This is a genomic window from Pseudovibrio exalbescens DSM 16456 (assembly GCF_000422785.1).
Classification (GTDB): Bacteria; Pseudomonadota; Alphaproteobacteria; order Rhizobiales; family Stappiaceae; genus Pseudovibrio; species Pseudovibrio exalbescens.
The window spans coordinates 357,937-379,056 of sequence record NZ_AUGS01000001.1 but is presented as its reverse complement, the minus strand read 5'-3'; the positions used below and the strand labels follow the sequence as shown (position 1 = coordinate 379,056).

General features: G+C 54.5%; 22 protein-coding genes. 13 read left to right on the top strand and 9 right to left on the bottom strand.

The features are described from left to right. Positions 1-12: 12 nt before the first annotated feature. Positions 13-510, bottom strand: a complete 498-nt coding sequence (locus G512_RS0101735; protein ID WP_028480205.1) for a flagellar basal body-associated FliL family protein — start codon at positions 508-510, stop codon at positions 13-15. Positions 511-799: 289 nt separating this feature from the next. Here G512_RS0101735 and flgF point away from each other — a divergent pair, with 289 nt between their 5' ends. From flgF to flgH, 4 genes are read left to right on the top strand one after another with little or no spacing between them, the layout of a single operon-like run. Further along, positions 800-1,534, top strand: coding sequence for a flagellar basal-body rod protein FlgF (flgF, locus tag G512_RS0101730; protein WP_028480204.1), 735 nt, complete (start codon positions 800-802; stop codon positions 1,532-1,534). A gap of 26 nt (positions 1,535-1,560) precedes the next feature. Beyond that, the gene (gene flgG, locus G512_RS0101725) at positions 1,561-2,343 is read left to right on the top strand and encodes a flagellar basal-body rod protein FlgG (protein WP_028480203.1); all 783 of its coding nucleotides are present in this window, start codon (positions 1,561-1,563) and stop codon (positions 2,341-2,343) included. Between the two features lie 10 nt (positions 2,344-2,353). Then, positions 2,354-3,322, top strand: coding sequence for a flagellar basal body P-ring formation chaperone FlgA (gene flgA, locus G512_RS0101720; RefSeq protein ID WP_051268743.1), 969 nt, complete (start codon positions 2,354-2,356; stop codon positions 3,320-3,322). Then, positions 3,319-4,062 carry a flagellar basal body L-ring protein FlgH gene (gene flgH, locus G512_RS0101715; protein WP_028480201.1) on the top strand — a complete coding sequence of 248 codons (744 nt, stop codon included), beginning with the start codon at positions 3,319-3,321 and terminating at the stop codon, positions 4,060-4,062. The genes flgA and flgH overlap by 4 nt, the downstream gene beginning before the upstream one ends. A gap of 238 nt (positions 4,063-4,300) precedes the next feature. On the opposite strand, the gene dksA is transcribed toward flgH, so the two are convergent. Both dksA and G512_RS0101705 read right to left on the bottom strand, forming a co-directional pair. Next, positions 4,301-4,717, bottom strand: a complete 417-nt coding sequence (dksA, locus tag G512_RS0101710; protein WP_028480200.1) for an RNA polymerase-binding protein DksA — start codon at positions 4,715-4,717, stop codon at positions 4,301-4,303. Between the two features lie 161 nt (positions 4,718-4,878). Then, on the bottom strand, positions 4,879-5,310 hold the full coding sequence (locus G512_RS0101705) for a flagellar assembly protein FliX (RefSeq protein WP_028480199.1): 432 nt from the start codon (positions 5,308-5,310) through the stop codon (positions 4,879-4,881). Between the two features lie 261 nt (positions 5,311-5,571). Between G512_RS0101705 and G512_RS0101700 the strand changes: the two genes are divergently transcribed. The 4 genes from G512_RS0101700 to G512_RS19690 all read left to right on the top strand — a co-directional run bounded on the left by G512_RS0101700 (position 5,572) and on the right by G512_RS19690 (position 8,149). Next, entirely contained in the window at positions 5,572-6,669 is a 1,098-nt protein-coding gene (locus G512_RS0101700; RefSeq protein ID WP_051268800.1) for a flagellar basal body P-ring protein FlgI, read from the top strand. After that, positions 6,670-6,972: a rod-binding protein gene (locus tag G512_RS0101695; RefSeq protein ID WP_028480197.1), complete on the top strand. Its 303-nt coding sequence runs from the start codon at positions 6,670-6,672 to the stop codon at positions 6,970-6,972. After that, on the top strand, positions 6,973-7,461 hold the full coding sequence (locus G512_RS0101690; RefSeq protein WP_028480196.1) for a hypothetical protein: 489 nt from the start codon (positions 6,973-6,975) through the stop codon (positions 7,459-7,461). Between the two features lie 130 nt (positions 7,462-7,591). Beyond that, positions 7,592-8,149, top strand: a complete 558-nt coding sequence (locus tag G512_RS19690; RefSeq protein ID WP_051268741.1) for a hypothetical protein — start codon at positions 7,592-7,594, stop codon at positions 8,147-8,149. Between the two features lie 133 nt (positions 8,150-8,282). Here the strand turns inward: G512_RS19690 and G512_RS0101680 are convergent, their stop codons facing one another. Next, the gene (locus G512_RS0101680) at positions 8,283-9,446 is read right to left on the bottom strand and encodes a flagellin (RefSeq protein ID WP_028480195.1); all 1,164 of its coding nucleotides are present in this window, start codon (positions 9,444-9,446) and stop codon (positions 8,283-8,285) included. 348 nt (positions 9,447-9,794) lie between these two features. After that, a complete protein-coding gene (locus G512_RS0101675) occupies positions 9,795-10,958 on the bottom strand; it encodes a flagellin N-terminal helical domain-containing protein (RefSeq protein WP_028480194.1) in 1,164 nt (387 codons plus the stop codon). A gap of 280 nt (positions 10,959-11,238) precedes the next feature. On the opposite strand from G512_RS0101675, the gene flbT reads away from it, so the two are divergent. Continuing rightward, entirely contained in the window at positions 11,239-11,649 is a 411-nt protein-coding gene (flbT, locus tag G512_RS0101670; protein WP_028480193.1) for a flagellar biosynthesis repressor FlbT, read from the top strand. Next, complete coding sequence (flaF, locus tag G512_RS0101665) at positions 11,615-12,004, top strand: flagellar biosynthesis regulator FlaF (protein ID WP_073832981.1); 390 nt, start codon at positions 11,615-11,617, stop codon at positions 12,002-12,004. Before flbT ends, flaF begins: the two co-directional genes overlap by 35 nt. Positions 12,005-12,089: 85 nt before the next feature. Here the strand turns inward: flaF and G512_RS0101660 are convergent, their stop codons facing one another. From G512_RS0101660 to G512_RS0101650, 3 genes are read right to left on the bottom strand one after another with little or no spacing between them, the layout of a single operon-like run. Beyond that, positions 12,090-13,643, bottom strand: coding sequence for a hypothetical protein (locus G512_RS0101660; RefSeq protein ID WP_051268739.1), 1,554 nt, complete (start codon positions 13,641-13,643; stop codon positions 12,090-12,092). Position 13,644: 1 nt separating this feature from the next. Further along, positions 13,645-15,510 (bottom strand): flagellar hook-associated protein FlgK, encoded by a 1,866-nt coding sequence (flgK, locus tag G512_RS0101655; protein WP_028480190.1) that lies wholly within the window; start codon positions 15,508-15,510, stop codon positions 13,645-13,647. 59 nt (positions 15,511-15,569) lie between these two features. Further along, on the bottom strand, positions 15,570-17,240 hold the full coding sequence (locus G512_RS0101650) for a flagellar hook protein FlgE (RefSeq protein ID WP_028480189.1): 1,671 nt from the start codon (positions 17,238-17,240) through the stop codon (positions 15,570-15,572). A gap of 303 nt (positions 17,241-17,543) precedes the next feature. Between G512_RS0101650 and G512_RS0101645 the strand changes: the two genes are divergently transcribed. Both G512_RS0101645 and G512_RS0101640 read left to right on the top strand, forming a co-directional pair. After that, a complete protein-coding gene (locus tag G512_RS0101645; RefSeq protein ID WP_028480188.1) occupies positions 17,544-18,380 on the top strand; it encodes an AAA family ATPase in 837 nt (278 codons plus the stop codon). Positions 18,381-18,387: 7 nt separating this feature from the next. Beyond that, positions 18,388-18,984, top strand: coding sequence for a hypothetical protein (locus G512_RS0101640; RefSeq protein WP_028480187.1), 597 nt, complete (start codon positions 18,388-18,390; stop codon positions 18,982-18,984). A gap of 18 nt (positions 18,985-19,002) precedes the next feature. Here G512_RS0101640 and G512_RS0101635 read toward each other — a convergent pair whose 3' ends face one another. After that, complete coding sequence (locus G512_RS0101635) at positions 19,003-20,232, bottom strand: NAD(P)/FAD-dependent oxidoreductase (protein WP_162143354.1); 1,230 nt, start codon at positions 20,230-20,232, stop codon at positions 19,003-19,005. Between the two features lie 359 nt (positions 20,233-20,591). On the opposite strand from G512_RS0101635, the gene G512_RS0101630 reads away from it, so the two are divergent. Then, positions 20,592-21,119, top strand: coding sequence for a SixA phosphatase family protein (locus G512_RS0101630; protein WP_028480185.1), 528 nt, complete (start codon positions 20,592-20,594; stop codon positions 21,117-21,119). The last annotated feature ends 1 nt before the right edge of the window (position 21,120 follow it).

The following is a 21,120-nucleotide window of genomic DNA, read 5'->3' as shown; positions in this document are numbered from 1 at the left end:
GCAACGCCTCCCCTATTGAATCAGAATTTCTTTGAACAGAACACCGTCCACCTTCGCCGGATAGATCGCCAGATTGATGCGGCGTAGGAGTTGCTCCTTCAAGCGGAACAACCCGGCAGATCCTTCCAGGTCCGCTGGGCGCAGCTCACGCAAGTAAATCTGAAAAGCATCCATGATGCGCGGCAGATAAGGTTCGATGTCGTCAATAACCGATGAGCTCTCCACCTCCAGTGCAATGCGCACCTTAAGGAACGTCCGGCGATCATCGGTTGCCAGGTTCACTGTCATTTCCGGCAGATCGTAAAAGACGACCGGCTTTTGTTGAGGCTGATTGGCAGCATCAGGATCCAGAGACTGCGTCACGCTGTCCAAAAGCCCCATATAGGCCGCAACTCCGCCCAGCAGGGACAGAACAAGCACCCCCGCAAAAACAAAGACCAAAATCTTCTTTTTGCTTTTCCGTTCCGGCTCCTGCGCTTCTTCCAGTTCAGGATCCTGTGCATCAGTCATCGCTCGTCCCGCCCACGAACTTTACGTGATTTTAGTTCAACTCTTAACAAACAGTTAAACAGCCCGATTGGTTAACAGATGGTTAACAGAACCAATTAGGCACTTTTTGCCCACTGGCATTTTTTATCAGTTCATTATTGCTGGTTGATAGGTGCCGAACCTGACTTTCACGGCGCCATACCCAGAAAAACGACGGGAAACCCGGCAAGTCCACAGTTGGCACACTCCCTGCATATGGTTAACCGCTGGCCCGGCCGGGTCAGCTTGCTGGGGAGCAAGGACGACGAACATGGAAAACGCACAACTTATCGGGTTGTCGCGCCAATTGGGCCTGAGACGTCAGCTTGACGTTGTGGCCAACAATCTGGCGAACATCAATACTGCCGGGTACAAAGGGCAAAGCCTGCTTTTTGAAGAATACCTGATGCCAAAGGCCGAAGCGACGGCTTTTGAAACACCAGATCATCCGCTGTCCTACACAAACGATTATGGCAGTGCGATCAACTTCGCCCAAGGCGCTGTCCGCCAGACGGGCAACCCATTGGATGTCGCCATTGAAGGCGAAGGCTTTCTGGTTGTACAGGGCGCTGAAGGTGAACTTTACACCCGCGCCGGCAATCTGGCCATTGGCCCGGATGGCCTGCTGCAAACAGCCGACGGCCTGCCAGTGATGGTCGACGGGGGACCAATCGAAATCAATTCCGAAGACGGCCCGCTATCCATAGCGCGCGATGGGACCTTGTCCAACGATCAAGGGATCCTCGGCCGTCTGACCATGGTGACCTTCGACAACCCGCAGAACCTCACCCTGCAAGGCAAGAATACCTACGCAGGCGAAAATCCTCTGCCCATGGACACCCCGCAGGTGCAGCAAGGCGCTCTGGAAATGTCCAATGTCGAAGGCGTCGTCGAGATTACTCGCATGATCGAAGTGACCCGCAATTACGCATCTGTCTCACGCCTCATCTCCCAGCGAGATGAACTGCAAGAACGCGCTATCCGCGAACTTGGCCGCGTGTCTTAAACAAAGCGAAGTAAAGGACCAGACACATGAAGGCACTTTATATCGCAGCGTCCGGCATGAAGGCCCAGGAGCTGAACGTTGAAGTGATTTCCAACAACGTGGCCAACATGCGGACCACGGGCTACAAGCGTCAGCGCGCAGACTTTCAGGACCTGCTCTACGAAAATCAGCGGCGTATGGGCACCCAAACCTCCGACACTGGCACAATCGTTCCAAACGGTGTTCAGATCGGCTCAGGTGTACAAACAGTCGCAACAACCCGGATCATGTCGCAGGGCACGGCCAGCCAGACAGGCCGTGAGCTGGATGTTGCCATCCGTGGTGAAGGCTTCTTCCAGATCGAACGCCCGGACGGCACTACCGGTTACACTCGTGACGGCTCGTTTGCTCGATCCGACACAGGCCAGTTGGTAACAAACGATGGGTACACAGTCCTGCCTGGGGTCGTCATTCCGGAGAACTCACGGGATATCACCATCAACAACCAAGGCCTCGTTCAAGCAATGAACGACGCGGGCCAGGTAGTGAACCTTGGCCAGATTGAATTGGCCCGGTTCGTGAACAAGGCCGGTCTTGAAGCCATTGGTGACAACCTGTTCCTCGAGACTGAGGCCAGCGGCGCACCACAGGTTGGCACACCGGAGCAGGATGGCTTCGGCGGCGTCAAACAGGGCTTTATCGAAGCATCCAACGTGGATGCCGTCCGAGAGCTGTCAGACCTGATCGCCGCCCAGCGAGCCTATGAAATGAACTCAAAGATCGTTCAGGCCGCTGATCAGATGTACTCAACAACGTCGAACCTGCGCTAGGAGCCACGCTATGATCCGTAGCCTGCTGATGGCGCTGGCATTTTTGACGGGACTGGCCTCACTCGCCAGCGCGGCCCCGCACCTGCGCCCTCACGTGATCACGACAGGTGCCGTCCTGACAATTGGCGATTTCTACGAGGGCGCTGGCGAGTTTGCGAACACAGCGATTTTCCGCTCTCCAGACCACGGCGAGACGGGAAAAGTTCCTGCTCGCGATATCGCACGTCAGGCTCAAGCTGCCGGCTTCTGGGAAGCAGGAACCGATGGCCTGGATATCGTCACGGTTCATCGCAAATCAGTGGAAGTGACCGCAGACCTGATCACACAGATGGTTCGATCAAAGATGACAACGCAGGCACTGGCGGAAGATGAGGACATCGAGATCCGCTGGGCCACGCCCCTGCCCGCCGGCATTCATGCGGACGCAGGCGTTGCAGACCCGGTATCTCTGACGCACCTCAACTGGATGCAGTCGAACGGACGGTTTGCGGCAACGTTCAATATCGTCAAGGACGGGCGCACCCATTCCCTGACGTTCAATGGCAATGCCAATCGCATGGTAGAAGTCACCACGCTGGCACGACGCATCAAGCGGGGCAAAATCATCTCCTCACGGGACCTGCGTACCGAACGCATTCCCGCACAGCGCATGGCCCGCCGCTCTGCTCTGGACGCAGAAGAGGCTGTTGGTATGGCGGCCCGGCGTACATTGCGCGCCGGCTCCATCTTGTCCAGCCGTGACGTGACCGCGCCTCTGCTCGTCAAGCGGGGCGAAAAGATCATGGTGACCTACGCCATCCCCGGCATGCAGCTTACAACCATCGGCCGCGCCAAGGCTGACGGCTCGATGGGCGATATCATCGAAATTGCAAACATGCGTTCCAACAAGATTGTATTGGGTACAGTCACCGGCAACGGCCGCGCAGAAGTGTCCACCCTGACGCAATCGGTTGCGAGCCTGAATGAGGCCCGCCAATGACCCCTTACGCAAAAATTATCTCTGCCTGCCTGCTTTCTTCCCTTTTGGCAGGCTGCTCCACCGCAGACAGACTGGCACAAGTTGGAAAAGAGCCACCACTGACTGCGATACAGGATCCACGAACACAACCCGGCTATCGGCCCGTTCAAATGCCCATGCCAGTGAAGGAGCCTGAACACTACAATGCAAACTCGTTGTGGCGGTCCGGTAACCGCGCGTTCTTCCAGGATCAACGCGCCAAGAAGGTAGGCGACATCCTGACAGTCGTTGTGACCATCTCGGATCAGGCTGAGTTCGACAATTCATCAGAGCATTCACGCAGTGACACCTCCAACGTGGGTGCAGGCGGCGCGCTTGGCACAGCCATTGATACGCTCGCCCTACCCGCCAGCGCTTCGTCAACCGCTCTTGCATCGGTGGACAGCGCCGCCAACTTCAAGGGCACTGGCTCCATAGACCGCAAGGAAGAATTGAAGACCACCGTTGCCGCCGTGGTGACTCAAGTACTGCCGAACGGCAACTTGGTCATCGAGGGGCGTCAGGAGGTGCGGGTTAACTACGAAGTACGCGAGTTGGTGGTCGGCGGCGTTGTGCGACCACAGGACATTCAGTCCAACAACACCATCGACAGCAAGAAGATCGCGGAAGCGCGCATTGGCTACGGCGGGCGCGGTCAGATTACCTCGGTCCAGCAACCCCGCTATGGCAGTCAGGTGCTGGATATCGTCTTACCGTTCTAAACGGTCTTTCGCCGTAAGGCTCCCCAGCCTCAAAACGGCAAACGGGCACGGTGTTTTGCTCCCCAGCACACCGTGCCCGTTTTATTTTAACGATCAATCCAATGAAAACGTGAGGGATCAGCCCTCATTTCGATTGCGATCCTGGAGTTGCAATGACAGGAGCGCAAATAAAAAGGCAGATGCTTTAGAACCGGTAGGGTTACACTGGCATCTGCCGAAGTCTGATCACAACAGTCTGTTAGTCGTCGCGATAAATCTTCTCGCGGCGCTCATGGGCTTCCTGCGCCTCGATGGACAATGTCGCGATTGGGCGAGCATCAAGACGACGCACCGAGATTGGCTCTCCGGTCTCCTCACAATAGCCGTAGGAACCATCTTCGATACGCGCAAGAGCAGCGTCGATCTTGGCGATGAGCTTGCGCTGTCTGTCCCGTGCACGAAGTTCAACGGACCGATCAGTTTCAGAAGAAGCCCGATCCGCCAGATCAGGATGGTTCTGGCTCTCCTCCTGCAAATTGGAAAGCGTTTCCAGGCTTTCTTTCAGAATGTCTTCCTTCCAGGCGAGAAGCTTCCGACGGAAGTACTCCACCTGCCGTTCATTCATGAACTCCTCGTCCTCTGTGGGACGGTAGTCAACTGCGATATCAACCGCCATTTGCAACTCCGGCTACCTATATGGGCGACGGGAATATAGCGGCAGGGAAACAAAACAACAACGCCCGATAACGCAGAATTGTTCTAATCGCCTATATGAAGGTAAGTTTAACGTTTGAGCCGCACCGCTATCCACATGCAGACTATTGATTATCAATAGCTTTAATCTGGAAATCGGCCCAGTTTTGCCAGCTCGATTCTGGCCCTCAGCTCAATATCTTCCACCACCTGATCCAGGCCGGCGTCACCGCTTTTCACACGATTGCCCAATTGGGTCACAATCCGCTCCAAACGCTCTGGCGATACCCGCCCCTGCAGCAGGTCGATCTTGAGCAAATCCAACTGATCCAGCAGATCAAGGCCATACTTCATCGCCTTGCGCTTGCCCGTCATCGGATCATCAACCTGCTGGAGCATGAGCAGCGCATCCACGTTTTGGATGCCTCCAGTGTGGCCAGTGCCTTGTGCGGTCTGCGTTTCGCTGCTTTCCTGCTCCACTGAGAAGGAACTGGACGACTTCTTCGGGTCGTTCTTTGTTTTGCGGATCCCGGTCGTCGAGGACAAGCCAGAGACAGGCGTCGTACGAATGAGCACAGTCAGCTCTCCTTGATGCACAGTTCGATTAAATCGCGTTGGCCCTAGGGTGACGATATCATGCCCGCTCGGCAACTCTTGCCGCCCGACTTTTTTGAACCCGGCAATCGTTATCCACCCCATATCGCAGCATTGCGAGAACCTGAGGAAACGCGCGGACTTTCGCACCGTCCCGGATTGGCACGTTTTTCGCTTGTAGGGCGTGAGACGTTTCGTGGGCTACATGCCCTCCTTGAACCAATTGGGACACGACCAGATTTGATGCAACGCTTTTTGCTGACCATAGCCTGTATAGTGATGCTCGCCGTGCCGGCTCAAAGTGCCTCACGGATCAAGGATATTGCTGACTTCGAGGGCATTCGGGACAACCAGTTGATTGGCTACGGCCTGGTGGTCGGCCTTCAAGGCACAGGCGACTCGCTGAACAACGCGCCTTTCACCCGGCAGAGCTTGCAAGCAATGCTTGAACGTCTGGGCGTCAACACCAATGAAGTGGACCTGAACACCGACAACACCGCGGCGGTGATGGTGACGGCTAATCTTCCGCCCTTCGCTACGCAAGGCACTCGCATTGACGTAACAGTGAGCGCATTGGGTGATGCAGATAGCCTGCAAGGCGGGACCCTGCTGGTAACCCCGCTCATGGGTGCGGACGGAGAAGCCTATGCCATTGCTCAAGGGCCGGTGGCTATCGCGGGTTTTGAGGCTCAAGGCGACGCAGCATCGATCACACGCGGCGTTCCGACAGCCGGACGCATTGCCAACGGCGCCCTTGTCGAACGCGAAGTCGACTTCAAGCTGGCCACTCTGCGCAATGTACGCATCGCCCTGCGAAATCCCGACCTGACGACCGCGCGCCGTGTCGCCATTGCCGTCAACGAGTTGATTGGCCTACCTACCGCTGAACCTCTCGACCCCGGCACGGTGCAACTGAGCCTGCCCAATGGCTTCAATGGCAACATTGTCGACCTGCTGACAGACATCGAACAACTGCTGGTGGAACCGGACCAGCCCGCGAAGATCGTGATTGATGAAAGCTCCGGCATCATCGTGATGGGCCAACAGGTGAAGGTTTCAACAGTGGCTGTTGCACAAGGCAACCTGACTGTAACCATCTCTGAAAGCCCCGAGGTGATCCAGCCCAACCCCTTTGCCAACGGCCAGACCGCCGTTCAACCACGCACCGACCTTGAAGTCACGGAAGACAGCACACAGCTTGCCGTGGTGGATGAAACCATCACCCTGCAGGAACTGGTGGATGGCCTGAATGCCCTCGGCATCGGCCCACGGGACCTGATCTCCATTCTGCAGGCCATCAAGGCCTCCGGCGCGCTACAAGCTGAAATCGAGGTTCTGTAAATGACACCAGACGCCTTGGCTCTTCGCTCTACCCCACCCGTCGTCTCCAAAGACAGCAGCCAGCAAACTAGAGAGTCTGCCCTGCTGGACAAAGCACGGGAATTTGAAGCCGTTTATCTGAACCAACTCATGCAAACCATGTTCAATGGCTTGGAAACTGGAGGCACATTCGGCTCCGGACCTGGCGCGGATGCATGGAAATCAATGATGGTCAATGAGTACGCCACCAGCATGGCGGCCAATGGCGGGATCGGACTTGCAGATTCCATCACCCGCCAATTGCTCGATTTTCAAGAGATCTAAATGACGGATATCTCCGAAACACAACAGGAAGCCTTTGACAACGAGGCCATCACCACACGCGAACAAGCTGAAGCATTTTGCAGCCGGTTTGACGCAGCACTGGACATGCTGGTGGAAGTCATAGACGAAGAAACCCGCTTACTGAAACAGGGGCTGGTCGCGGATCTGCCAACCCTCACGCCGCGCAAGACAGAAGCCATTGAGCACTACATGAGCGGCATCCGCGCCGTGAGTGCCAACGCCATTGCGCTGGGCAATCTGGCGCCAGAAGCCATTCAGGAAATGCGCGAGCGTCACAGCCGCCTGAAGCCATTGCTACAGCAGAACCTCACTGTTGTCGCCACGGCACGCTCTGTCAGCGACCAGATCGTGGACACCGTGGCCAAGGCCGTTGGATCACAACTGCAACCCAAGACATATGGGGCCAATGCAACAACAAACAGGGCGAGTAAAACTGCCAAAGGCCTATCAGTTAATCAGTCACTGTAGCCAAGACACAGAGCGAATATTTAGAGTTACTTATTCGTTAAAATTTTAATAAAAGCAAAATTCAATAAAACTTGGAATTCTCCAAGTTATGAGCTATACTTTCCCCAAGTTATTTACTGGGGCGAGAGTTATGATTGAATCAGTTAACCAAAGGCCAACGCCCTTCCAGTATGCGCTCGCGACCCCAAACCCGGCGCCGCGGGCCGACCAGGAAGCTGTGGCCACCGAATTGAACGCCGGATTGGCTGTAACCGCGACGGAAAGCGGGAGCGAATCGGACACTGCAACCGACAAGGGCTATGGCTCTGATTCCCGCATCAATGCGGCAGAACAGACAGAAAAGCGCCTTGTTCGCGAACGTGGGTATGACGAAGAGATTCGTGAATACACCTACACCATCAAGCAGGAGCCAGGTGGAGAGGTGATCTTCGAGATCCCGACTGAAGCGGCCCGGAAGATCAGCTCCTTTATTGATCAGCTGATTTCTCTTCAGGAACAAGAGAAGCTCCCTGAAGAACAGACAGCCGTAGCAGCGGGCTCCGCCGATGAGTCCCCAGCAGCAACCGAAGCCTCTCCAGAGGCGCAGGACAAGGCATCTGTAGAGGCGGCTGAACGTGTCAAAGCGCAAACTGAAGCAGCACCACAGCAGACAGATCCTGTGAGGACTGCGGTTCAAGCTGCGGCCTGATGAATTGCAAGCGTTAGAAACATGAAATGGCGGGCCTGCGGGCCCGTTTTTCGTTTGCCCTGCCGAGACAGCATCTGCATACAAAAAGCGCGCCACAAGGGCGCGCTCTTCGATTTTGGCTTGGTCGGAATGATTACCGGATCAACTGAAGAACAGACTGGCTGGACTGAGCTGCAAGGCTCAGCGTGGATGTTGCCAGCTGCTGCTGTGTCTGCAGCGCAGAAAGGTTTGCACCTTCCTTGTTCATGTCAGCCAGGGTCAGCTTGCCTGCACCGGTTTCCAGTGTCTTGACCAGATCAGTTGTGAAGTCCTGACGGTTTTCAACAACAGACAGGTTGGTACCGAAGGTGGAAGCCTGCGCACGCAGGGAGCTGGCTGCCTTGGTCAGTTCATCAACAGCCGCGTCAATGCTGGAGTCTGTCTGGAACGTACCAGCAGTTGCATCAGCGACTGACTGATCGGCAACACCAGCGCCGTCAGCACCACCACCACCATTGTTGGTGTAGGTGAAGCTGAAGTTCTCGTAGCCTTCCTCAATAGAGATACCGGTCGTGCCGTCGTAAGAGACGTCAGCAGCCAGATTGTCCTTGAGGAAGTTGGTCAGATCGTCAACCGTTGAATCAGCCCCGATCGTGAAAGTAGATGTCGTGCCATCAACATCAATCTCCAACGTGTCGGTGTCTTCAAACTGCGACAAGGAAGACAGTGTTGTCGATCCATCGGTCGCACCGGTCACGGTCAAAGACGCAGAAGAGCCCTTAACAGACTCGGTCAACGCGCCGATCTTCAGATCACCATTTTCGAGGTCGGTAAAGTCGACGGCAGAGATGTCCAGCTTGGACGTCCCGTCTTCGTTGAACTTCACTTCCAGATCATTGCCGGAACCGCCGAGCAGGTTCTTGCCCTTGTAGCCGGAATCCTTGGCAAGGTCCGTGATCTGCGTCCGCAGTTCGTTGAACTGCTTTTCATAGGTTGCGCGTTCCGAAGCATCGTCGGTCTGACGTGCCTGGTTTGCCTTTGCCTTGGCCGCATCAACCAGTTCGGAGATCGCGGAGATACCCTTGTCAGCCGCTTCCAGCGTGGAAACACCCTGCCCGATATCGTCCTGAAGATTGGACAGATCGGAAGCGCGGTTGTTCAGGCTTTCAGAGGTGAAGAAGGAATTCGGATTATCCAGAGCCGAGTTGACCTTCATGCCCGTGGAGAGGCGCTCCTGGGTCTGCGCGATCATCTTGGAGGTGTTCTGGAGAGTGCTCAGGTTCGAGCGTACGGCGGCGGTAAGTGTAATATCAGCCATCTTTAGTCCCTTTCTAGGATATGTGGTGTCCATTCTGGACGTCGCCTCTTCCTGAGACGCACAAGTGAGGCTGATCTTCAGATATTAACAAAGGGTTAATTAATTAATTAAGATAATTCATAACATTAAAATCCATTGATCAAAGCTGACTTACCTATGCGTAATATAAAGAAATTATCTAATGATTTAAACAGATTAAACGTTTGCCCTCTGCATTCTCATGTAAAGAGAGAAACGATAAAAAGGCGCTCATAAGTCGACACCATGACCGGCGTTAACCCTGCTTGCACTCGAATCAAAAAGCGCGCCATAAGGGCGCGCTCTTCGATCTTGGCTTGGTCGGAATAATTATCGGATCAACTGAAGAACAGACTGGCTGGACTGAGCTGCAAGGCTCAGCGTGGATGTTGCCAACTGCTGCTGTGTCTGCAGCGCAGAAAGGTTTGCACCTTCCTTGTTCATGTCAGCCAAAGTCAGCTTGCCTGCACCGGTTTCCAGTGTCTTGATCAAATCCGTTGTGAAGTCCTGACGGTTTTCGACAACAGACAGGTTGGTACCGAAAGTGGATGCCTGCGCCCGCAAGGTGCTGGCCGCTTTGTTCAGCTCATCCAAAGACGCTTCAATATCGCTATCTTTCTGGAAGGTCCCTGCAGTGGCGTCAGCCACTGACTGATCTGCGACACCAGCGCCATCAGCGCCACCACCACCATTGTTGGTGTAGGTAAAGCTGAAGTTCTCGTAGCCTTCCTCAATAGAGATTCCGGTGGAGCCGTCGTAGGTGACGTCTGCAGCAAGATTGTCCTTGAGGAAGTTGGTCAGATCGTCAACTGTCGTATCAGACCCAATCGTGAAAGTGGATGTTTTGCCATCAACATCAATCTGCAACGTGTCGGTGTCTTCAAACTGCGACAAGGACTCAAGTGTTGTCGATCCGTTGGTCGCACCCGTAAGTGTCAACGATGCAGACGACCCTTTTTCCGAAACGGTCAACGCGCCGATTTTCAGATCACCATTTTCCAGATCAGTGTAATCAACCGCCGAGATGTCCAGCTTGGATGTCCCGTCTTCGTTGAACTTAACTTCCAGATCATTGCCGGTACCACCGAGCAGGTTCTTGCCCTTGTAGCCGGAATCCTTGGCAAGGTCCGTGATCTGGGTGCGCAGTTCATTGTACTGCTTTTCGTAGGTTGCCCGCTCGGATGCATCATCCGTCTGCAGAGCCTGGTTGGCTTTGGCCTTGGCCGCATCAACCAGCTCAGAGATCGCGGTGATCCCCTTGTCAGCTGCTTCCAGCGTGGAAACACCCTGCCCGATATCGTCCTGAAGATTGGACAGATCGGAAGCGCGGTTGTTCAGGCTTGAAGCCGTGAAAAATGAATTGGGATTGTCCAGCGCCGAGTTGACCTTCATGCCCGTGGAAAGGCGTTCCTGTGTAGCGGAAATGAGCTTTGAGGTACTCTGAAGGGTGCTCAGGTTCGAGCGCACTGCGGCGGTGAGTGTAATATCAGCCATTTTATGGTTCCCATTCTAGGATGAAATATGCCCGTAAAGGCTTTGCTCCATTCTGGTGCAACGACCATAAGTTGCGTTTTATCTATTAATGAAAAGTTAACAAGGCCCTGAAAAATAGCCTTAATATTTCATAGGTTCACCGCGGGCGCTCTGGATTGCTGACACCCGCTTTTTCGCCACAGGAAACTGAGGATAACAGGGCACAATACAGTGCACTCACCCTCTGTTAATATTCTGGTTTCCTTTAAAAGTCATAGTCTGATTAAAACGGGAGACAGCGGTGGCGCTCAAAGTAGAACTCAAGCCAGGTGAGAAGCTCATCATTGGTGAATCCATGATCACCAATGGCAACCACCGTGCACGCCTGTTCATTGAGGGCTCGGCCCCTATTCTGCGCGAAAAGGACATCCAAACCGTAGACTCAGCCGACAGCCCGGCAAAACGGATCTATCTTGCCGTTCAGATCATGTATCTGGAACAAAAGACGGATACCGTTCGCGATGAGTACTTCAAGCTCATCGGTCAAATCATTGAAGCAGCCCCAAGCACGGTCCCCTATGTGACCGAAATCAGCAAATTCATCATCGCGGGTAACTTTTATAAGGCCCTCAAGGAAGCCCGTAAGTTGATCGACTACGAAAGGACCCTTATCGGTCATGTATCAGCAAGCAACCCAAGCCTACCAGAATAGCGCCAAGACAACCGCTGATCCGAGAGAGCTTGAAGCGGAACTTCTGATGAAGGCAGCCGCGCGGATGACGCTGCTCAAAAACGATTGGGATAATTATTCCCGCGAAGAGCGTAACGATATCCTGACGTTCAATCGCAAGCTCTGGACGATCTTCGCCACGGATGCAACAGCAGAAGACAGCCAATTGCCGCCAGAAGTTCAGAACAACATTGCCAATTTGGGGGTGTTCATTTTCCGTGAGACCATGGGCATTCTCGCCCACCCGGAGAAAGACCGCCTCGACTCATTGATCAATATCAACCGCGCGATTGCGGCTGGTCTACGCGGCCAGACAGAACCGCCAACGCAGCGTTAGTCGCCAGCAAAATGACAAAGAAAAAAGGGGCTACCGACGCCGCCCCTTTTTTCATTTCAAAATCTCTTAATCACTTTCTGATCGGTTAGATGAAGTTCGACAAAGACAAGCTCAACAAGCGTGTTGTTACCGCATAACTGGTCTCCAGATTGGTCTGTATCTGGAGCAACTCTGTCGCCACTTTTTCCTTATCGACATTTTCTATATCGCCAACCATGTTCTCGTAGGTCAGCTTCTTTTGATCCAAACGATCACTTGTTGTCTCGACAGTCTTGTAAGCAATGCTCATCTCAACGGCGATGCTCTGAACACCAGACTGCCTGTTATCCGGCACAGACAAAGATTGATCTGTTCGACCTGCCAAGGCACTGTAATAGTCTCCAGCAACCGCATCGGGGTCCGCGCCAACCGATCCGGTCTCAAAATCCGCCGCAGCAAACACAGCCATGCCTTGAAGAAGCTCCGCAAACCCACGTTCGTTCGCAGTCGCTCCGTACTCGACCTTGAGCTGGTTATCGATCAGGGCAAACTTTTCCCCGCGCGTGTCCGCCGAGGGCCGCTCACCTTGATACCACTCATAAAACTGACCACTCGCATCGACGAGGTTTTCACCCGCCGCGTCTGGCAAGTATGGAGCGGCTGGATCGCGAGCGCCCTCATAAGTCCCAAAAAACTCTGCGCCAGCTTGCTGATCCGCAGCAGCCTTCAGGTCAGTTGCAGCTCCGTTGGTCAACGCCCCTTTCAAGGCGCTGTCAAGATTGGCGGCAGTTTGCGCCAACGCTGTATTGGGGTCGGCATCCGTGCCAATCTGAAAGGTACCTGGCCCCGCATCGGCCTCTTCCGTCGCAGTTAGGGTAACTTCGCGCGAACTGCCATCCGGTAGAGCGAGCTTGAAGGTGACAGTTTCACCCGCTACCGGCTGTCCATTCAAGGTTGCCTGAGCCTGGGCCGGTGTTGCACCTGCGGCGGCTGTATAGTTTGTGGTAATCGAGCCACCCGTTGACGATACGCCGGAGATCTTGAAACCAAAATCCCCCGTCGATAGCTCCGACAAGGTCACCGACGCTGTTCCGGCTCCGGCGGTAACGGCGGTATCAAGGCGCCCTTGCCCATTCGGCCCAAGATGAGCTGTCTCAAAGGCCTGCATAACGTCTTTAAGACCCATTGAGGCGTCATCACCATTCATGATCTCATCAAAGCCCGCAACCGGGCTGCTCTTGGCATCCCCACCACCATATAGGAAATAGCCGCTGACATCGGTATTCAGCAGCGAGAGGGTCTCGCGCAGCATGATCTCGGTCGTCGCCTGGGACGTGGTCTTGCCGTCTGTAGTCAACTCATAATTGTTTGGATCAATTGCCCCCACGGCTTCTTGCCGCAGCTCTTCCATTCGCTCCAGCGTTTCGTTCATGGTCTCCAAATGGATCGACGCCATGTCGCCACTGCGCTGATACGCATCGATGCGCCCCAACTCCGACTTCAGAGCCAGACTGACCTGCCGTTGCTCACCCAGGCCACCATAGGTGGGCGCCACCTTGCCAGAGACCAACTGCGCAGCTTTCGTCTCAAAATCACGCTTCTGGTTGATGAGCAGATCCGCGAGAAAAGTGCTGTTGCTTGAAATGCCGTAGATGCTCATCTTAACGTACCACCTGCATTAGCTCGTCAAACATACTGTTGACCGCCGATAACACCCGCGCATTGGCGGAATACGCATTCTGAAGTTCCAACAGGTTGGTAAGTTGCTCGTCAACATCAACCTTGTAGCTCTTCTCATAGGCCAACTTTGCTGAGGAAACTGCCGTCTCTGTCACATCCAGACGACTTTGAGCAGTCGCTGCCTGTGAGCCTTGTGCAGAAACAACCTGTTGGGCGAAATCGGAGATACTGCCTTCGAAGGGTGAATTCTTGGCCCCGATACCCGTGTCTGCTGAAAACGCGAATTGTGTGGTGTTCAACTGATCAATGAGGAACTCCGCTCGCGTACTGTCCTGCGCGCTGGATCCACCGCCACCAGCTTCGCCGCCGAGTACGGAGGTATCCTTGACGACCTCTGGGTTCACCATGATCGAGAGCGCATAGCCGGTCACCTGACCGCCATTTTCCAAAGCGCCTGTAAAGGCCCCGCCGCCATCACGCCCGTCGGTAAACATCGGAACCGCCAGACCTGGCTCACTCACAGATGTCTTGGAGGTAAGCGAGGTAAGATCGTTGATCTTGATGCCCGTCGACGCCTGATCGGAAAGTACCGACAATTCCCCGCCTGCACCAATACTCACCGAGAACTTGGGTCCAAGGGCATTCTGCAGCTGTGTTTCCATGGGCGCGCCGCCGCCGGAGATATCGATTCCGAAGACGAGATCACCCGCCTTGTTGGTATGATCGCCACTCAGCGGCAAGATCGACGGGTCCTTGACGGCTACAAAAGAAACATCACGCGTTTGACCACTGGCAGTCGTGAAACTCAGCTCGATCACATCGCCGCTTTGGTCAAAGCCGCTGACATCAACGGAGCGCCCCGTTTCAACGGGTGGCGTGCCACCGTCATCCGCGGCCTGCCCTTCATCTACATTTCGAGACAAAGCCAACGACATGGAAGCCGCAATTTCATCCAACTGACGCTGCGCCTCGGGCAGAACGTCATCGCGCAATGTCAGCAAGCCGCCAATGGAGCCGCCCTGCATATCCGCCGCTGTCAGATTGCTTTCCGCGCCGCTTGGCGACACGATTTTCAAAGGCGCCCCTTCAATGCCAGCGGTCATCGTTGGGGTCCGGCCAATAGACAACTGCGCTGCCTGATCATCATACAGAGTGTAGCCAGACTGGGTGGATATGCGCATTGCCCCGTTGGAGTCCTTGTGGACCTCCACATCCATGTAGCTGGACAGATCCTTCACCAGAAGGTCCATTTCATCTTCCAGCTCGGCAGTGGATTGCCCCTCCGCGCGCGTCTGGATGATCCGATCTTCCTGAGACTCGATGTTTTTCAGCAGATCGTTCACAGACTGGACCTGCTCGTAGGCCATGTCATCCACTTCAGCGCGCATGCTCTGCACGTCTTGCGCCGTCGTATTCAAGGAGAAAGCAAGATCCTTGGCCGACGCCACCACGGCAGATTGTGCCGGGCCGGAGGATGGGTCCGCTGCCAGTTGAGTAAGGGTATCAGTCAGGGCTGTTACGCGATTGGGAATGCTGGACTCGTTGTCCAACGAACCGAATAGCGCATCAAGGCGCTTTGTGTAAGTTGCCAGGGTCTGAGCATAGCCGCCACCGCTCAGCTCGTTGAAGTAGGAGTTGCGCAAGGTTTCGTCAACCTCACGACGCACCTGCCCGGACATGACATAGGAACCCAGAGTCGTCTCGTTAACGCCCTGAACACCCGGCAGTGTCTTGGTTGTGTAGCCGTCCTTGTTTGCATAGGCGATGTTCTTCGAGGTGACCTGCAATTGGGAATTGATCAGGGACAACCCGGAGGAAGCGGCATTCAATGCTGAGGTCAGGCTCATTTCACTCGAACTCCAAACGATGAGCGGCCCATCTTAGCCGCTCATCTAACACCATTTTATTACCGTACGATGTTCAGAACAGCATCCAGCATCTGGTTTGCCGTCGACAACACGCGTGAATTGGCCGAATAGGCCTGCTGGGTAATGATCAACTTGGAAAACTCTCCTGCGATATCCGCATTGGAAGATTCCAAAGCCTTGGACCGGATGGAACCGCCGTTGCGGAAATCAGGCTCACCTGACGTTGGCGTTGCGGCGAAGGCAGAACCGTCAATGCGCTGCAGCTCCTGTTCCGCGGCGAAGGTCGCGATCGGCACCCGATACAGCGGCATGGACTTGCTATTCGAGTAGTTACCGGTCACAAGGCCTTCGGAGTTGATGGAAATGCCCACCAGTTCACCGGCGGCATACCCGTCCTGTTCGATATCCACGGCCGTGGCAAAGCCGATCGTATCTTCATATTGAGTGAGGTTATTGGTTCCGAAATCCAGCGTAATGTCCCCTGCAGAAACACCGTTCACCTGCAGGTCTGGGATGGTAAGCGATCCGTCTGCTGGTGAAACCATCCGACCCGCAGCATCAAAGCCTACGTCACCAATCTTGGTCCAGGCTGTATCGTCGCCGGTCGCCTCAGGATTGCTGTTGTAATACAGCGACCAGTTGTCTTCGCTGTCCAGCGCCCATCGGGTTTCAACGTTGATTGGCGTGCCGTTCGTGTCATAGACGGTTACAGCACCGCCAGAAATGCTTGAATTCAGGAAGGTCTGATTATTCTTGGCAGCAACTACAGTGGTATCGATCGGCCCGCCACCCACGTTGGAGGTCGGGGTCAGGGTAATGCCACCGGCCGGAATATTGCCGCCCGTGCTGTTCGCAAGACTGAAGCCGGTGCTGGACTCGATGGTAACCTGACCGGCAGCATTCATGTCAGCCGAAACGCCATTGAACTGGTTGGCGTATTCCAAAAGATCCTTGATGGTTGTTGCAGCCGTGACATCGAATGTTGATGTCGCGCCATCTACTGTAAAGGTGAGCTGGTCACCTGCATCAAACCCATCTACGTCAGACAGAACATCATCAACGGACAGAACATCACCCGATGTATTGACGAACGACATGGAGTTGTCGGACTCGGTCGTTGCAAATACGGACGGATCGATGAACTTGGACGATGGGATATCCTGATTGAAACGCTCGGTCGACGGCGTAGATGGCAGGTTAGCCTGATAATAAATCGCCTCGGACGGTTTCGCGGGCATTGGCTGATCAGAAATCTTGATCGGCTCCAGCTTGTCCGCTTCAGCCCCGGTTTGCGGGTTGATTGGATTGCCCTGCAGGTAATAACCCGCAGCATTTTGAAGGTAACGGTTTTCATCCAGCTCGAAATCACCCGCCCGCGTGTAGATATACCGCGGCGACTGCGCCGTCAGGCCATCAGAATCGGTTACGACGAAATAGCCGCTACCGTTGATTGCCATATAGGTTTCCTGATCGTAGCTGCTGATATCCCCTTGCTGGGTATTCGTCGCACGGGAAGTCGCATAAACGGTACCAGCAACCTGCCCCGCCTGAGTAGAGCCCGTACTGGATACCAAATCACTAAAGCTCGTATCCAAGCGCTTGTAGCCTGTGGTCGAAGAATTGGCCACATTACCCGAAATATTCTCAAGCGCTTGCGACTGGGCGTCCAAACCCGTCGTTGCAGAGTTGATTGCTCCGTAAATACTCATTGCATTCCCATTTTTTACCGCGCCAAGCGCAAACCATCGCTGGAATCAGTGCAAATGGGATGCCAAACCGAGAGAACTAAAAAATATATATATTTCAATGGTATAGATATGATTAACGAACCCTTAACAAGTACAAAGGTTGTCAATAGGGCAAGTTTATCCAGCCCATCGGCAAAAAATACCTACCTTGCGTGATTTGGCCCAATGGCGAACCCGCAAGGGATTGCCCCACCATCACGAAGTCAGTAGTCTTCGCCGTGTTTTGCATTCGTGCCGAACTGGTGACCCCGAGAGGAAGATTTCATGCAATTTGATGGAACCAAGAACTATGTAGCGACCGAAGACTTGCGCGTGGCCGTAAACGCCGCAATCGCTCTGGAGCGCCCGCTGCTGGTGAAGGGGGAGCCCGGCACGGGCAAAACGGTCCTTGCAAAGGAAATCGCCGAGGGAATTGGCGCCCCACTTCTTGAATGGCACATCAAATCAACGACCAAGGCGCAACAGGGCCTGTACGAATACGACGCCGTCTCACGCTTGCGTGACAGCCAACTTGGCGACGAGCGCGTCAAGGACATTGGCAACTACATCAAGAAGGGCAAACTCTGGCAAGCCTTTGAAATGGCAGAACGTCCTGTGTTGCTGATTGACGAAATCGACAAGGCGGACATCGAGTTTCCAAACGACTTGCTGCAGGAACTGGATCGTATGGAGTTTCATGTTTATGAGACCAACGAAACCGTTCGCGCGCAGCAGCGCCCGATCGTGATCATCACATCCAATAATGAGAAGGACTTGCCTGACGCCTTCCTGCGCCGGTGCTTCTTCCACTTCATCAAGTTTCCAGATGCCGAAACCATGGCAGAAATCGTCAACGTGCATTTTGGCCCGATCAAGGACCGCCTTCTTTCAGAGGCGCTGCGCACTTTCTACAACCTGCGCGACCTGCCCGGTCTCAAGAAAAAACCCTCGACCTCCGAGTTGCTCGATTGGATCAAACTGCTATTGAATGAGGACATTGATCCCGAAACTCTGCGCGAAACAGACCAGAGGAAAATGATTCCGCCTCTACATGGCGCCCTACTAAAGAATGAGCAGGACATCCACCTTTTTGAGCGTCTCGCCTTCATGAACCGAGGATGAGACAGAAATGCCTGTCGCTGCACCTTTCAAGGCACTTGCCCTGACGCTCACAGCATTCTTGACGCTCTGCTCGGCCGGGAGCCTGGCCAACGACCTTAGCTCGGAGGCCCTGCTCTACAGGCCAACGGATACCCTGTCCGGGTGGCGCCAGCAGCTCAATGCCTTGCAACATTATTCAGGTTTGGAGTGTCCGGATACGATTGCCGGCTTGCACCGTGCAGGCGTGACGCCGGACATCGCAGATACCGGGCCCGGGTGCCGCTATGAAGGAGACTTCGGCGAGGAAGTCGTGTTCCGACAACACCGCGCCACGCAGTTGATCGACATGCAGCGGCGTTTCTTGTCCAACTACGAGGAAAGTGGCTTTATTCGCGTCAAAGGCCCTTCGGACAGCATCACCTTCAAGACCGACAGCATGGGTGATTTGAAGACGCTGGAGAGCCTTTGGGCACTTCAAGGCGAAGAGAAGGGGTTTACGCTCTGGATCTCAACCATCGAAAATCATCAAACTGAATCCATCAGGATTCTCAAGGCCTTCGAAGAACTGTCCGCCCGGATCGAACGCAGACAGGATGACGATTTCATGTTCGAACCGAACGGCTAAAACAAGACTTCCTTGGCCTCATGAAGGAACGCGGCGCTCCTCCAACCTGTCAAGCAGTTGCAACCTCAAATACTCGGTCTGCACTGCAGCGCGCCCTGCAACGCCCCCTGCCCAAACCGGCCCGAACGACTTGAAGGCCTCCCAGGTATCATCCCGCTCGGCAATCGCCCGGGCGACCAGAAGCCCCCCCATGGCCGAGGTATTCAGCCCATGACCACCGAAAGCTGTCGCGGCCCATAGGCCCGGCTTCAGTTGCCCGATCAATGGCATCCGATTGCGCGAATACCCCATCAATCCTGACCAGGCATGCTCGACAGGAAAATCCCCCAGATCCGGATAGATTTCGAGAATTTGTGACTTGAGAAGGCGTGCTAAATGCCGAGGCTCTGAACGGCGTGTGGTTATGCGTCCGCCCCATAAAAGTCGACGCCCCTCATCTACCAGTCGATAATAGTCTCCAGCCCTGCGCGTGTCCGCAATACATCCGTTGAACCGAATGACATGTTTCAAACGCTCGGGCATTACAGCGCTGGTTACAACATATGTAGCGACGGGCTGCATGGTTCTGTCGACCGGCAGATAAGTGCCATTCACGACGCCATATGCACTCGTCGCAACAACAACATGCTCACAACTCACGCAGCCGTGAGAGGCGTGGATACGCCAACTGGCACCATTCTTCTTGATGCCGGAGACCTCGGTTTCTTCGTGGATTGTGCCGCCCAGCGCCACAAGCTTTCGCCGCAGCACCTCCGAATAGGCAAGCGGATCGATATGAAACGGCTCCGAATTGAAAAGCGCATGATGATAGCGTTCGCTGTTGAGATAGTGTTGAACCTGCTCCCGATTGAACAACTCCAGCTCAACACCATAGTCACGGGCCATCTTGTCCCTGCGTTCAGCCAATTGGCGTTCACCGGGGTACCGTTGGACTTTTAACCAACCGCCGCCCTCAATCAGGTCTCCTGCCCCCTCCTCGTCAAGCGTACGGCGGATATAGGAAACACCTTCTTGGGACAGCTTGTACAAACGCCGAGCAGCATCAATCCCGACGGCTTTCTCAATGCCATCAATGCCTTCCGCAAAACCGGCAGACACAAAGCCACCGTTTCTGCCTGATGCGCCCCAACCAATGCGCTCTGCTTCAAGCAGCACAACGGACACCCCACGCGACGCCAGTTCAACGGCCGCGGTAAGCCCGGCCAAGCCGCCACCAACAACACCTGCCTGAGTGTGCTGAGCCCCCACGAGTTCCGCGTGAGTTACCCGCGATGCAAGGCGGGCCGCATAAAAGGATCTTATGTGTTCCGAACGCACAAAAGCACCAAATCAACGCAAAGAAAAAAGCCTTCTGTACCTGCCACAAACGTAAGGTGTTCACAAGTCGCATTGCTGACCAAATCTTGGCCAGATGCGTAACATCGCGGCAAAAACCCGCGCCGATCTCCCAGAAAATTCGCTGATAGAACCCACTTTGAAAAACACCGTTATATCTATACGATAATCGGCAATGAAAACAGCAACTTATGCTGCATCGCAACATAATCGAAGAATTACCGCAATCAAATCAACCGCGATGCACAAGAGTCACCAAGGGAGGGTCCATCATGGTGCGCTTGATGTTACTTCGTCATGCCAAGTCGGATTGGTCGAACATCAATCTGAGAGATCATGATCGACCTCTGAACAGTCGAGGCTGGCATGCTGGCGAGTTGGTTGGCAAACACATCGCCGCCAATGCAATCTTCCCACAACTGGTTCTTTGCTCTACAGCGCTGCGCACAAGACAGACACTCGGCTGCATCCTGCCGCACATGAACAGCGAGATGCGCATTCAGATCCTGAGAGACCTGTATGATCAGAGCGAGGGAGACTACGTCGACATCCTCACTGCATTGGGGGGCTCTCACACAACGGTCATGATCATAGGCCACAACAACGCCATTCAGGATACCGCCATTGAGCTTGCTGGATCGGGTGACCCTGAACTACTGGCGCAGATGGAAACGAAGTATCCCACCGGAGCGTTGGCAATGATCGATTTCGACGCACCGCGCTGGTCACAAATCTTGCCAAAACAAGGACGACTGACCGCATTCTATCGTCCCCGACACTTGGAAGTTGTCTCGTCCTGAT

What these genes read in the sequence shown, in the direction of transcription:
- G512_RS0101735 (WP_028480205.1), bottom strand. Translation starts at nt 510, where the DNA reads ATGACTGATGCACAGGATCCTGAACTGGAAGAAGCGCAGGAGCCGGAA.
- flgF (WP_028480204.1), top strand. Translation starts at nt 800, where the DNA reads ATGGAAAACGCACAACTTATCGGGTTGTCGCGCCAATTGGGCCTGAGA.
- flgG (WP_028480203.1), top strand. Translation starts at nt 1,561, where the DNA reads ATGAAGGCACTTTATATCGCAGCGTCCGGCATGAAGGCCCAGGAGCTG.
- flgA (WP_051268743.1), top strand. Translation starts at nt 2,354, where the DNA reads ATGATCCGTAGCCTGCTGATGGCGCTGGCATTTTTGACGGGACTGGCC.
- flgH (WP_028480201.1), top strand. Translation starts at nt 3,319, where the DNA reads ATGACCCCTTACGCAAAAATTATCTCTGCCTGCCTGCTTTCTTCCCTT.
- dksA (WP_028480200.1), bottom strand. Translation starts at nt 4,717, where the DNA reads ATGGCGGTTGATATCGCAGTTGACTACCGTCCCACAGAGGACGAGGAG.
- G512_RS0101700 (WP_051268800.1), top strand. Translation starts at nt 5,572, where the DNA reads ATGCAACGCTTTTTGCTGACCATAGCCTGTATAGTGATGCTCGCCGTG.
- G512_RS0101695 (WP_028480197.1), top strand. Translation starts at nt 6,670, where the DNA reads ATGACACCAGACGCCTTGGCTCTTCGCTCTACCCCACCCGTCGTCTCC.
- G512_RS0101690 (WP_028480196.1), top strand. Translation starts at nt 6,973, where the DNA reads ATGACGGATATCTCCGAAACACAACAGGAAGCCTTTGACAACGAGGCC.
- G512_RS19690 (WP_051268741.1), top strand. Translation starts at nt 7,592, where the DNA reads ATGATTGAATCAGTTAACCAAAGGCCAACGCCCTTCCAGTATGCGCTC.
- G512_RS0101680 (WP_028480195.1), bottom strand. Translation starts at nt 9,446, where the DNA reads ATGGCTGATATTACACTTACCGCCGCCGTACGCTCGAACCTGAGCACT.
- G512_RS0101675 (WP_028480194.1), bottom strand. Translation starts at nt 10,958, where the DNA reads ATGGCTGATATTACACTCACCGCCGCAGTGCGCTCGAACCTGAGCACC.
- flaF (WP_073832981.1), top strand. Translation starts at nt 11,615, where the DNA reads ATGTATCAGCAAGCAACCCAAGCCTACCAGAATAGCGCCAAGACAACC.
- G512_RS0101660 (WP_051268739.1), bottom strand. Translation starts at nt 13,643, where the DNA reads ATGAGCATCTACGGCATTTCAAGCAACAGCACTTTTCTCGCGGATCTG.
- flgK (WP_028480190.1), bottom strand. Translation starts at nt 15,510, where the DNA reads ATGAGCCTGACCTCAGCATTGAATGCCGCTTCCTCCGGGTTGTCCCTG.
- G512_RS0101650 (WP_028480189.1), bottom strand. Translation starts at nt 17,240, where the DNA reads ATGAGTATTTACGGAGCAATCAACTCTGCAACGACGGGTTTGGACGCC.
- G512_RS0101645 (WP_028480188.1), top strand. Translation starts at nt 17,544, where the DNA reads ATGCAATTTGATGGAACCAAGAACTATGTAGCGACCGAAGACTTGCGC.
- G512_RS0101640 (WP_028480187.1), top strand. Translation starts at nt 18,388, where the DNA reads ATGCCTGTCGCTGCACCTTTCAAGGCACTTGCCCTGACGCTCACAGCA.
- G512_RS0101630 (WP_028480185.1), top strand. Translation starts at nt 20,592, where the DNA reads ATGGTGCGCTTGATGTTACTTCGTCATGCCAAGTCGGATTGGTCGAAC.